7 protein-coding genes are annotated in these 12,418 nt (G+C 73.1%); 3 read left to right on the forward strand and 4 right to left on the reverse strand.

Annotation, left to right across the window (positions count from 1 at the left end; all coding sequences use genetic code 11):
- Window positions 1-166 precede the first annotated feature (166 nt).
- Window positions 167-1,855, reverse strand: coding sequence for a PQQ-binding-like beta-propeller repeat protein (locus ACIA8Q_RS33580; RefSeq protein ID WP_387901873.1), 1,689 nt, complete (start codon window positions 1,853-1,855; stop codon window positions 167-169).
- A gap of 440 nt (window positions 1,856-2,295) precedes the next feature.
- On the opposite strand from ACIA8Q_RS33580, the gene ACIA8Q_RS33585 reads away from it, so the two are divergent.
- From ACIA8Q_RS33585 to ACIA8Q_RS33595, 3 genes are all read left to right on the forward strand, one after another.
- Entirely contained in the window at window positions 2,296-3,474 is a 1,179-nt protein-coding gene (locus tag ACIA8Q_RS33585) for an ROK family transcriptional regulator (protein WP_360215832.1), read from the forward strand.
- A gap of 229 nt (window positions 3,475-3,703) precedes the next feature.
- Window positions 3,704-5,608, forward strand: a complete 1,905-nt coding sequence (gene dxs, locus ACIA8Q_RS33590; RefSeq protein ID WP_360215829.1) for a 1-deoxy-D-xylulose-5-phosphate synthase — start codon at window positions 3,704-3,706, stop codon at window positions 5,606-5,608.
- Between the two features lie 135 nt (window positions 5,609-5,743).
- Window positions 5,744-7,270, forward strand: coding sequence for a glycosyltransferase family 39 protein (locus tag ACIA8Q_RS33595; RefSeq protein ID WP_360215826.1), 1,527 nt, complete (start codon window positions 5,744-5,746; stop codon window positions 7,268-7,270).
- A 120-nt stretch (window positions 7,271-7,390) separates the two neighbouring features.
- Here the strand turns inward: ACIA8Q_RS33595 and ACIA8Q_RS33600 are convergent, their stop codons facing one another.
- From ACIA8Q_RS33600 to ACIA8Q_RS33610, 3 genes are all read right to left on the reverse strand, one after another.
- Window positions 7,391-9,520 (reverse strand): 3-hydroxyacyl-CoA dehydrogenase NAD-binding domain-containing protein, encoded by a 2,130-nt coding sequence (locus tag ACIA8Q_RS33600; protein ID WP_360215823.1) that lies wholly within the window; start codon window positions 9,518-9,520, stop codon window positions 7,391-7,393.
- A 2-nt stretch (window positions 9,521-9,522) separates the two neighbouring features.
- Window positions 9,523-10,740, reverse strand: coding sequence for an acetyl-CoA C-acyltransferase (locus ACIA8Q_RS33605; RefSeq protein ID WP_360215820.1), 1,218 nt, complete (start codon window positions 10,738-10,740; stop codon window positions 9,523-9,525).
- Window positions 10,741-10,967: 227 nt separating this feature from the next.
- Entirely contained in the window at window positions 10,968-12,212 is a 1,245-nt protein-coding gene (locus tag ACIA8Q_RS33610) for an HRDC domain-containing protein (RefSeq protein ID WP_360215817.1), read from the reverse strand.
- Window positions 12,213-12,418: the final 206 nt, after the last annotated feature.

Here is a 12,418-nt window from a genome sequence, read left to right on the forward strand (position 1 = left end):
GCCCCCCGCCCGGCGGGGGGGGGGGGGCCGCCCCCCCCCCGCGCCCGGGGGGGGGGCCCCCCGGCCCCGGGGGGGGGGGGGGGGCGGGGGGCGGCCGCCCCCCCCCCCCCCCGCCCGGTGTCACCGGTTCCGCTTCCGCGGCGTCACGCGTCCCGCGTCGGCGGCGTCACTTCTTCCACTTCGTCAGCGGCGCGTCGGAGCTGCCGCGACGGAAGGCGTACACCGCGTTGCCGTCGTTGGAGAGGATGTACTCGGACAGGCTCATCCCGATGTCGAGGCCGTCGGGCATCGCCATGGTGCCGAGGTCGGTCATCGAACCGTCGGTCGGCGAGAGCGTCACCAGCCGGGCGGGCTTGTTGTAGCCCTGGCTGACGATGGCGCGGACTTTGCCGTCCTTGTCGGTGCCGGAGACGAGCCGCATGTCGTTGCTGGAGCTGCTGCTCGCGGTGGACCAGATGCGCTTGCCGGTGGTCAGGTCGTACGCGTTGATGCCCGACTTGCTGCCGCTGACCTGCGCGTACAGGGTCGTGCCGCTGACCACGTTCTGGGTGTAGGCGTCGGCCTGGCCGGAGAGGCGCAGGCTGTCCGCGCCGGGCTCCTTGACGGACATCTGGTTGCCGGGCTTGTTGCTCTTGTCGAACGGCAGGATGTAGTCGCCGTTGGGGCCGCTGCTCATCAGCAGCACCAGCGGCTGGTCCTGGACGACCTTGTCGATCCGCTCGATGGTGCCGGTGAGGGTGATCGGCGAGCTGGTGGTCTTGCCGGTGTCGGAGTCCACGACGACCAGCTGCGACTTGGGGCCGGAGCCGCCGTAGCAGCGGTCGCTGACGGCGATCTGGCTGCCGGCGGCGCGGCCGTACAGGCTGCAGTCCTTGTCGCGGGGCTGGAACTGCCAGACCGCGGCCCCGTTGTCGATGTTCAGGCCGCCGACGACGTTGCCGCCGATGGCGACCACCTTGTCGGTGACGCTGAGCGTCGGCGAGGACATCCGGTCGTTGGAGACCTTGACGGTCCAGAGCAGCTTGCCCTGGGCGAGGTCGACGGCGCCGATGGTGGAGCAGTCGCTGTCACCGGTGTTGAAGGAGACGGCGGCGATGTTCTTGGAGTTGGAGGCGTAGGAGGCGGTGCACAGCTCCTTGCTGCCGCCCGGGACGGCGATGGTCCAGGCCTCCTTGCCGTCCGAGGTGTTGTAGGCCTTGATGCCGGTGCTGTCGGCGCGCACCGCGAGCTTGTCGGTGCCCCAGATGCCGAGCATCTGCGAGCTGCCGTCCCCGGTGGTGGCCTTGGCGGCGTTCCAGGCGATGTTGTAGCTGGCCTTGCCGCCACCGCCGCCGCCGGTGCTGCTGCCGCCGGTGGTGCCGTCGACGGTCGGTGCGTCGGTGACGCCGCCGGTGGTGCCGCCGGAGGTGGTGGTGCCCCCGTTGGCGTTGGGCGCCGGGTCCGGGTCGGAGCCCTTGAGGAGCACGACCAGCGCGGCGACGATGGCGATCGCCAGGACGCCGCCGATGATCCCGCCCCAGAGCATCACGGGGTTGCGCTGCTTGGGCGCGGGCGGCACCGCCGGCGCACCCGGGTAGGTGTAGCCCGGCTGCTGCTGCGGGTAGCCGTAGCCGGCGCCGTAGGACTGGCCGGCGTCGGGCGCGGGGTAGCCGCCCCCGGCGACGGGGTCGTACGGGCCGACCGGCGCCCCGGCCGGCGGCGGGGCCTGGCTGGGGAAGCCGGCCGCGGTGGGCGCGTACGCCGCGTAGTCGACGCCGCCGGCCGGCGGCTGCGCGGGCGGTGCCGGCGGCTGGGCCGGGGGCGGTCCGGCGGGTGCGGCCGGGCCCGGGATCGGTGCGCCGTCGAGCTGCGTCATCTGGTCCGCCACGGCGGCCGGGTCCACGCCGCCGGGAGGGCGGCCGAACGAGACGCCCCGATTGTCCTGCGGGCCGCTGCCCGGCGCTTCGCCGGCCCCCGGCGTAGGGTGATCCCCTGCCATCTGATTCCCCGTCATGTCTGGAAGCGTTCCCCTGCCCGGTACCGTCCGCGGTCCGGTGGGGCGCGTGAGATTGGGCACCATGGTAGTGGTGAGTGGGTTTCGGCCGCCGCCAGGACGGCCGTGGCCCGTCCCTGCAGGTCCAGGCTGTGCAACACCTCCACGCGCCGCTCACTCCGCCGCCACCGCGGTGCCCGCGGGGCCGGCCCCGTCCCCCGGATCGGCCCGGCCCCGAGCCGATCCGGGGGACAGGCCCTACCCTTCAGGAGTTGAAGGGGACGTCCCGACGGAGGGGCCCCCGCCCCCTGGGAGGGTGGATCATGTCGACGGACACACCGGGCTCGCAGTCGTCCCTGCACCGGGCGAACCTGGAGCGGGTGCTGCGCGCGGTGCGGATGGCCGGCTCGCTGACCCAGGCCGAGATCGCCCGCGGCACCGGCCTCTCGGCGGCCACCGTGTCCAACATCGTGCGGGAGCTGAAGGAGAGCGGCACCGTCGTGGTCGCCGACACCTCCTCCGGCGGCCGGCGCGCGCGCAGCGTCTCGCTCAGCGGGGACGCCGGCATCGTGGTGGGGATCGACTTCGGCCACACCCACCTGCGCGTCGCGGTCGGGAACCTGGCGCACCGGGTGCTCGCGGAGGAGAGCGCGCCGATCGACGTGGACGTCTCCGCCGCGCAGGGCTTCGACCGGGCCGAGGCGATGGTGGAGCGGCTGCTCCAGCAGGCCGGCTTCCGCCCGGACAAGGTGATCGGCGTCGGCCTCGGCGTGCCCGGCCCGATCGACGTGGAGACGGGCGCGCTGGGCTCCACCGCGATCCTGCCCGGTTGGACGGGCATCGCCCCCGGCCGGGAGCTGGCGGAGCGGCTCGGCATGCCGGTGCACGTGGACAACGACGCCAACCTGGGTGCCCTGGGCGAGCTGGTCTGGGGGGCCGGGCGCGGGCTGAGCGACCTCGCGTACATCAAGGTGGCCAGCGGTGTCGGCGCCGGCCTGGTGGTCAACGGCCAGATCTACCGGGGCCCGGGCGGAACCGCCGGTGAGATAGGGCACATCACCCTGGACGAGGCCGGGCCGGTCTGCCGCTGCGGCAACCGCGGCTGCCTGGAGACCTTCGTCGGCTCGCGGTACCTGCTCTCCCTGCTCACCTCCACGCTCGGCCCGGACCTCACCCTGCCGCGGGTGGTCGAGCTGGCGCACCAGGGGGACCTGGGGTGCCGCCGGGTGATCGCCGACGCGGGCCGGCAGATCGGCACCGGCGTGGCCACCCTGTGCAACCTGCTCAACCCGCGCCGGGTGATCCTCGGCGGCGACCTCGCCGAGGCCGGTGAGCTGGTGCTCGCCCCGATCCGCGACTCGGTGGCCCGCTACGCGATCCCGAGCGCGGCCCGCCAGCTCTCGGTGGTCCCCGGCACCCTGGGCGGGCGGGCGGAGGTGCTCGGCGCGCTGGCGCTGGTGATGAGCGAGATGGGCGAGTCCGGCGCACTCGGTCGTGCCTGAACCACGGCCGCACGTCCGTCCGTCAATCCACGGTGACGAGCGCCCCCGGGCCGACCTCGGGGAATGGCGGTATCCGATCGGTGGTACGGGCCGCGCCGCTCGGTGTCCGGCAAGCGGACATTAGACTCGACCGGTCGGCACCGGCCGCGACCGTCGGGCTGCCGCCAGACCGGGCAGCGAAGCCCCTCGGACCGCCCGCGGTCCGCGAACACTGAACGAGGAGGAACGGGTGGCCCTGCTGACCCGCATTCGGGGACCGCGCGATCTCGACCGGCTCACGCCCGGACAGCTGGCCGCCCTGGCCGAGGAGATCCGGACCTTCCTGGTGACCGAGGTCGCCAAGACGGGTGGCCACCTCGGCCCCAACCTCGGCGTGGTGGAGCTGACCATCGCGCTGCACCGGGTCTTCGACTCGCCGCGCGACCGCATCCTCTTCGACACCGGCCACCAGAGCTACGTCCACAAGCTGCTCACCGGCCGCCAGGACTTCTCCCGGCTGAAGATGAGCGGCGGCCTCTCCGGCTACCCCTCGCGCGCCGAGTCCGAGCACGACGTGATCGAGAACTCGCACGCCTCCACCGTCCTCTCGTACGCCGACGGCCTGGCCAAGGCCAACCGGATCAAGGGCAAGGCCGACCCGGTCGTCGCCGTCATCGGTGACGGCGCGCTCACCGGCGGCATGGCCTGGGAGGCGCTGAACAACATCGCCGACGCCAAGGACCTGCCGGTCGTCATCGTCGTCAACGACAACGAGCGCTCCTACTCCCCGACCATCGGCGGCCTGGCCAACCACCTCGCCACGCTGCGCACCACCCAGGGCTACGAGCGCTTCCTGTCCTGGGGCAAGGACGCGCTGCAGCGCACCCCGGTGGTCGGCCAGCAGCTGTTCGAGACGCTGCACGGCGCCAAGAAGGGCCTCAAGGACTTCATCGCCCCGCAGGGCATGTTCGAGGACCTCGGCCTCAAGTACATCGGCCCGATCGACGGCCACGACCTGACCGCCCTGGAGTCCGCGCTCACCAAGGCGCGCGGCTTCGGCGGGCCGGTGATCGTGCACTGCCTGACCGAGAAGGGCCGCGGCTACCACGCCGCCGAGAACAACGACGAGGACCGCTTCCACGCGGTCGGCGTGATCCACCCGGACACCGGCCTGCCGGTCAAGAGCTCGGGCAAGGACTGGACCTCGGTCTTCGGCGAGGAGATGGTCGCGCTCGGCCACGAGCGCGAGGACATCGTCGCGATCACCGCCGCGATGCTCCACCCGGTCGGCCTAGCCCCGTTCGCCAAGGCGTTCCCGGACCGCATCTTCGACGTGGGCATCGCCGAGCAGCACGCCGTCACCAGCGCTGCCGGCCTGGCCACCAACGGGCTGCACCCGGTGTTCGCGGTCTACGCGACCTTCCTCAACCGGGCCTTCGACCAGGTCCTGATGGACGTGGCGCTGCACAAGCTGGGCGTGACCTTCGTCCTGGACCGGGCCGGGGTCACCGGGACGGACGGCGCCTCGCACAACGGCATGTGGGACATGTCGATCCTGCAGGTCATCCCGGGTCTGCGGCTCGCCGCCCCGCGCGACGCCGACCAGGTCCGCGCCCAGCTGCGCGAGGCCGTCGAGGTCGAGGACGCGCCCACCGTGGTCCGCTACTCCAAGGGCACGGTCGGCCCGGCCGTCGCGGCGGTGGGCCGGATCGGCGGCATGGACGTGCTGCGCGCCGCCGAGGAGCCGGGCGGCACGCACCGCGCGGACGTGCTGGTGGTCTCGGTCGGTGCGATGGCCCCGACCAGCCTGGAGGTCGCGGACCTGCTGGCCGCCCAGGGCGTCACCGCCACCGTGGTGGACCCGCGCTGGGTCAAGCCGGTGGACCCGGCCCTGCCGGGCCTGGCCGCCGAGCACCGGGTGGTCGTCACGATCGAGGACAACGGCCGGGTGGGCGGTGTCGGCGCCGCGGTCGCCCAGGCGCTGCGCGACGCGGACGTGGACCTGCCGGTGCGCGACTTCGGGATCCCGCAGGAGTTCCTGGACCACGCGAGCCGGGGCGAGATCCTGGCCGAGATCGGTCTGAACGCCCCGGACATCGCCGCGAAGGTGGCGGCCCTGGTCGCCAGCCTGGACGCCGCCCCGGTCCAGGCCTGAGGGCGGGCGGCACCCGTTCCGGCGACGACCGTTTGTCGTAGGCCTGTAACAGTTCGTCGCGAGACAAGCTGACAATCGCACCGAATGGCGGGACCGGCGCCGTGCGCGCCGATCCCGCCCGGTAGGTTGTCATCCGTGTCCACCCCCACCCGCCTCCGCCTGGCCGCCGTGGCCGAGCGCCTGCCCGAGCGCGTCCTGACCCGAGTCCGCGCCGGGTACTGGACCAGGCTGGTGCCGGTGCTCGCGCTGGTCGCGCTGGTCACCCACGTCCCGTCCTTCGCCCGGCCGGTCTGGAGCCCCGACGAGGGCTTCCTGGCCACCCAGGCCCGGATGCTGGCCGACGGCGGAGTGCTGTACGACACCGTGGTGGACCGCAAGCCGCCGCTGCTGCCCTGGCTCTACCAGGCCTGCTTCGCCGTGTTCGGCTCCGCCTCGCTGTGGCCGCTGCGCACGCTGGCGGTGGCCGCCCACCTGGTCACCGCGATCCTGCTGGCCTCCATCGCCCGCGGCCGGTGGGGCAACCGGGCCGGGGCCGGCGCCGGACTGCTCTACCTGCTGGTCTCCATCGGGCTCTCCCCGGAGGACACCCAGGCGGCGACCTTCGAGGTCTTCATGCTGCCCGCGATGGTGGCGGCCTTCCGGTACGCCGAACGCCGCCGCTGGCTGGCCGCCGGCATCGCGGTGGCGCTCTGCTCGCTGACCAAGCAGACCGGCGGCGCGGTGCTGCTGCCGGTGCTCTGGATGCTGTTCCAGGACACCCGCCGGCGCGGGGTGCGCTGGCCGCCCGCCCTGTTCAAGATCGCCTTCGGGTTCACGCTGCCGATAGCGCTGGTCGCGGTCATCCTGACCAAGCCCAAGGGCTTCCTGTTCTGGGTGGTCACCGGCAGCGGCGACTACGCCTCCTTCGGCGGCGCCTGGCTGCAGATGGTCGGCCGGGCGCTCGGCAACTCGGCCATCCTGGTCGCGGCCGGCCTGGGCTTCCTGCTCCCGGTCGGGCGCCGGCTCTGGCTCAAGTACCGGCACCGCCCGCTGCCGGTCGCCGGCGAGGAGCACGGCTCCACCGCCGACCTCTGGGTCTGGCTGGCCTCCTCGGTCGTCGCGGTCAGCGTGGGGTTCCACTTCTTCGGCCACTACTACCTGCAGCTGATCCCGCCGCTGGTGCTGCTGGGGACCGGCGCGGTGGCCACCTCGGCGGTGCGCTGGAAGCCCGTCCTGGTGTACACCACGGTCGCCTCGACGGTGTTCTGGGGCCTGGCGCTGGCCTGGCCGGGGGAGCGGCTCAACCGCACCACCGAGGTCGCCACCGCGGTCGCCGCCCAGACCACCCCCAAGGACACCGTGCTGGTCTGGGGCATGCACCCGGAGCTGTACTGGCTGGCCGACCGCAAGCCCGCCACCCGCTACCTGACGGCCGGCTTCCTGACCAACTACAGCGGCGGCAAGGACGGCAGCCCCAACGTGGGCGAGCAGTTCAGCGTCAACAACGCCTGGCAGACCTTCGACAAGGAGCTCGCCAACGGCCTCCCCGAGGTCGTCGTGGACGACTCGGGCATCGCCCCGTACCAGCCGGTGATGGTCCCGCGGATCGAGAACCTACTGGACACCCACTACGAGATGGTCGGCGTCTTCGCCGACACCGTGGTCTACCGCCTCAAGCGCTGACCCCGGCCGGGCCCCCGGACCCGGCGGCCCGGCACGACGGCGGCACGGCACCCCGGAGCACGACGGAGCCCCGGTGACCCTTGCGGGTCACCGGGGCTCCGTCGTGCGTACCGCTACGCCCTACGCGGGCACCGAGGCCACGCCGGGGGCGAGGAAGCGCTTGCCGTTCACCCGCTCCGAGACGCCCTCACGGTCCAGGTACGGGGTGATCCCGCCCAGGTGGAAGGGCCAGCCGGCGCCGGTGATCATGCAGAGGTCGATGTCCTGCGCCTCGGCGACGACACCCTCCTCCAGCATCAGGCCGATCTCCTGCGCCACGGCCTCCAGGGCGCGGCTCAGGACCTGCTCCTCGGTGAGGACCGTGTCGCCGAAGGACAGCAGCTCCAGCACCTCGGGGTCGAGGACCTGCTTGCCGTCGACCCAGGTGTAGAAGCCGCGCTTGCCGGCCTTGACCACCTTGCCGAGGTTCTCGGAGACGGAGAACCGCTCCGGGAAGGCGCCGCGCAGGGTCTCCGAGACGTGCAGGGCGATGGCCGGGCCGACCAGCTCCAGCAGCACGATCGGGGACATCGGCAGGCCGAGCGGCTCGACGGCCTTCTCGACGCTGGCGATCGGGGTGCCCTCGTCGATGATGCTCTGGATCTCGCCCATGAAGCGGGTCAGGATCCGGTTCACCACGAACGCCGGGGCGTCCTTGCACAGGACGGAGGTCTTCTTCAGCTTCTTCGACACGGCGAAGGCGGTGGCCAGCGAGGCGTCGTCGGTCTGCTCGCCGCGGACGATCTCCAGCAGCGGCAGGATCGCGACGGGGTTGAAGAAGTGGAAGCCGACGACCCGCTCGGGGTGCTTCAGCTTCGAGGCCATCTCGGTGACCGACAGCGAGGAGGTGTTGGTGGCCAGCACGCAGGTCGGCGAGACCACGTTCTCCAGGTCCGCGAAGACGGCCTGCTTGACGCCCATCTCCTCGAACACGGCCTCGATCACGAAGTCCGCGTCGCCGAAGGCCACGGCCTTGTCGAGCGAGCCCGAGACCAGGCCCTTGAGGCGGTTGGCCTTGTCCTGGCCGATGCGGCCCTTGCCGAGCAGCTTGTCGATCTCGGCGTGGACGTAGCCGACGCCCTTGTCGACGCGCTCCTGGTCGATGTCGGTGAGGACCACCGGCACCTCGAGGCGGCGGGCGAACAGCAGGGCCAGCTGCGAGGCCATCAGACCGGCGCCGACGACGCCGACCTTGGTGACCGGGCGGGCCAGCGACTTGTCCGGCGCGCCGACCGGGCGCTTGGCCCGGCGCTGCACCAGGTTGAAGGCGTAGATGCCGCTGCGCAGCTCGCCGCTCATGATGAGGTCGGCCAGGGCCGCGTCCTCGGCGTCGAAGCCGGCCTGCAGGTCGGCGTCCTTGACCTGGGCGATGATGTCCAGCGCCTTGTAGGCGGCCGGCGCGGCGCCGTGCACCTTGGCGTCGGCGACCAGGCGGCCCCAGGCGACGGCGTCGTCCCAGGCCTTGCCGCGGTCGATCTCCTCGCGCTCGACGACGACCTCGCCCTTGAGGACCTTGGCGGCCCACAGCAGCGACTGCTCCAGGAAGTCGGCCGGCTCGAAGATCGCGTCGGCGATCCCCAGCTCGAACACGTCCTTGCCGCGGAGCTGCTTGTTCTGGTTCATCGAGTTCTCGATGATGACCTTGATCGCCTTCGAGGGGCCGATCAGGTTCGGCAGGATGCTGCAGCCGCCCCAGCCGGGGACGAGGCCCAGGAAGACCTCGGGCAGCGAGAACGCCGGGACGCCCGCGCTGACGGTGCGGTAGGTGGCGTGCAGGCCGACCTCGACGCCGCCGCCCATCGCCGCGCCGTTGTAGAAGGCGAAGGACGGGACGGGCAGCGCGGCGATCCGCTTGAAGACCTCGTGGCCGCCCTTGCCGATGGCCAGCGCGTCCGCGTGCTCCTTGAGCAGCTCGACGCCCTTGAGGTCGGCGCCGACCGCGAAGATGAACGGCTTGCCGGTGATCGCGACACCGACGATCTTGCCCTCGGCGGCCTCGGCCTCGACCTGGTCCAGCGCGACGGACAGCTTGAGCAGCGAGCCCGGGCCGAAGGTGGTCGGCTTGGTGTGGTCGAAGCCGTTGTCCAGGGTGATCAGGGCCAGCTTGCCGGCCTGCAGCGGCAGGTCGAGGTGGCGCACGTGCGCGGTCGTGACGACCTCGCCCGGGAAGAGCTCGGCGCCGTGCTGGAGCAGCTCAGTCGTGGTGCTCATGGTCACTTACCACCCTCGAAGTGCGGGTTCTCCCAGATGATGGTGCCGCCCATGCCGAAGCCGATGCACATCGTGGTGAGGCCGTAGCGGACGTCCGGGCGCTGCTCGAAGCGGCGGGCCAGCTGGTTCATCAGGCGCACGCCGGAGGAGGCCAGCGGGTGGCCGAAGGCGATCGCGCCGCCGAACGGGTTGACCCGCTCGTCGTCGTCCGCGATGCCGTAGTGGTCCAGGAAGGACAGCACCTGGACGGCGAAGGCCTCGTTGACCTCGAAGGCCTGGATGTCGTCGATGGTCAGACCGGCCTTGGCCAGCGCCTTCTCGGTGGCCGGCACCGGGCCGATGCCCATGACCTCGGGCTCGACGCCCGCGAAGGCGTAGGAGACCAGGCGCATCTTGACCGGGAGGCCGAGCTCCTCGGCGACGTCCTCGGCGGCCAGCAGCGAGGCGGTGGCGCCGTCGTTCAGACCGGCCGAGTTGCCCGCGGTGATGTTGCCGTGCGGGCGGAACGGGGTCTTCAGGCCGGCGAGCGACTCCATCGTGGTGCCCGGGCGCATCGGCTCGTCCACGGTGGCCAGGCCCCAGCCGGTCTCGCCGACCTCGGGGTTGGTGTTGCGGATCGAGATCGGCACCAGGTCGGGCTGGATGTCGCCGTTGGCGTACGCCTTGGCGGCCTTCTCCTGGGAGCGCACCGCGTAGGCGTCGCAGCGCTCCTTGGTGATGTGCGGGAACCGGTCGTGCAGGTTCTCCGCGGTCATGCCCATGAACAGGGCGGACTCGTCGACGAGCTTCTCGGAGACGAAGCGCGGGTTCGGGTCGACGCCCTCGCCCATCGGGTGGCGGCCCATGTGCTCGACGCCGCCGGCCACGACCACGTCGTACGCGCCGAAGGCGATGCCGCCGGCGGTGGTGGTCACGGCGGTCAGCGCGCCGGCGCACATGCGGTCGATCGCGTAGCCCGGGACGGACTTGGGCAGGCCGGACAGCAGGGCGGCGGTGCGCCCGATGGTCAGACCCTGGTCGCCGATCTGCGTGGTGGCCGCGATCGCGACCTCGTCGATGCGCTCGACGGGCAGGTTCGGGTTGCGGCGCACGAGCTCCCGGATGCACTTGACGACGAGGTCGTCGGCGCGGGTCTCGTGGTAGATGCCCTTCGGGCCTGCCTTGCCGAACGGGGTGCGGACGCCATCGACGAAGACGACGTCCCTCGCGGTACGAGGCACGGGGGCTCTCCTCCCAGGGACCAACATTTCGAGGTGGGCAGGCTGCCGCCGGCGAAGACCCGTGCGGAGCCGCTTCACCGCCATGCTACCGGTCGGTAACCAACCTGCCCAGGCCCCTCGGACGGTTCGGCCCGTGTGTCCCGCGACACGTCCCACCGGCGGGGCCTGCCCGGACGCGCCGGAGGGGGCGCCGTCCCGTGGACGGCGCCCCCTCCGGGCGGTTGCGGTCAGGCCTGCGCGTCGGCGGCCTCGGCGAACGCGGCGGCCAGCACCGGCGCCACCAGGTCGACCTGCCACTGCCGGGCGCCGAGCCGGCGCAGCGCGGCGGCCACGCCGTCCGCGCCCGGATCGGCCGGGGGCTCCCAGGAGACCCGGCGGACCAGGTCCGGGGTGATCAGGTTCTCGGCCGGCAGGTGGTGCCGCTCGGCCAGTTCGGTCACGGCGGCGCGAGCCCCGGACAGCCGGGCGGCGGCCACCGGGTCCTTCTCCGCCCAGGCCCGCGGCGGCGGCGGCCCGTCGTGCGGCGCGGCGGCCGGCGGCAGCTGGTTCTCCGGGACCTCCCGGCCCCGCTGCACGGCGGCCAGCCACTGCTCCAGCTGGCGCCGGTGCACCCGCGGCCCGAAGCCCTGGACGGCCTGCAGGGCGGCGATGTTCAGCGGCATGGCCAGCGCGGCGTTGACGATCGCGGCGTCCGACAGCACCCGGCCGGGTGAGACGTCGCGCTCCTGCGCGATCCGGTCCCGGGCCAGCCACAGCTCGCGTACCACGACCAGCTGGCGGCGCCGGCGGACCTTGTGCAGCTGCGAGGTGCGCCGCCAGGGGTCGGTGCGCGGGGCCGGGCGGGGCGCGGCGGCGATCGCCGCGAACTCCTCCGTCGCCCAGCCGAGCTTGCCCTGGGCGTCCAGCTCCTGTTCGAGCGCGTCGCGCAGCTCGACCAGCACCTCGACGTCCAGGGCGGCGTAGCGCAGCCACGGCTCGGGCAGCGGTCGGGTCGACCAGTCGACCGCCGAGTGCTCCTTGGCCAGGCTCAGCCCGAGCACGCTCTCGGTCATCGGCCCGAGGCCGACCCGGGCGAAGCCCGCGATGCGGCCGGCCAGCTCGGTGTCGAACAGCAGTCGCGGTCTCATGCCGACCTCGGCCAGGCACGGCAGGTCCTGGGTGGCGGCGTGCACCACCCATTCGGTGTCGGCGAGGGCGTCGCCCAGGGCGCTGAGGTCGGGGCAGGCGATCGGGTCGATCAGCGCGGTGCCGGCGCCGGCGCGGCGCAGCTGGATGAGGTACGCGCGCTGCCCGTAGCGGTAGCCGGAGGCCCGCTCGGCGTCGACGGCGACCGGCCCGGTGCCCGCCGCGAAGGCGGCGACGGTGGCGGCCAGCGCCTGCTCGTCCGCCACGACGGGCGGGATCCCCTCCTTCGGCTCGAGGAGCGGGACCGGGGCTGCTTCTTCTGGGATGGCTGCTACGGCGTCGGTCACCCACCAAGGGTACGACGGTCCTCGCGGCCGGGAGTGTTGTCGGACTGGTCAGACCGGGTGGGTGGAGGCGTCGCGGGCCCCGGAAAGGCTGCCGCGGGGGGGGCGGGGGGCCCCGCCCCCCCCGCCCCCCCGGCCGGCCGGGCCGCCCCGGGCGGGCGGGGGGGGCCCCCGGCCGCGCCGCCCCCCCCCACCCCCCCCCCCCCCCC

The organism is Kitasatospora sp. NPDC051705, from assembly GCF_044453265.1.
Classification (GTDB): domain Bacteria; phylum Actinomycetota; class Actinomycetes; order Streptomycetales; family Streptomycetaceae; genus Kitasatospora.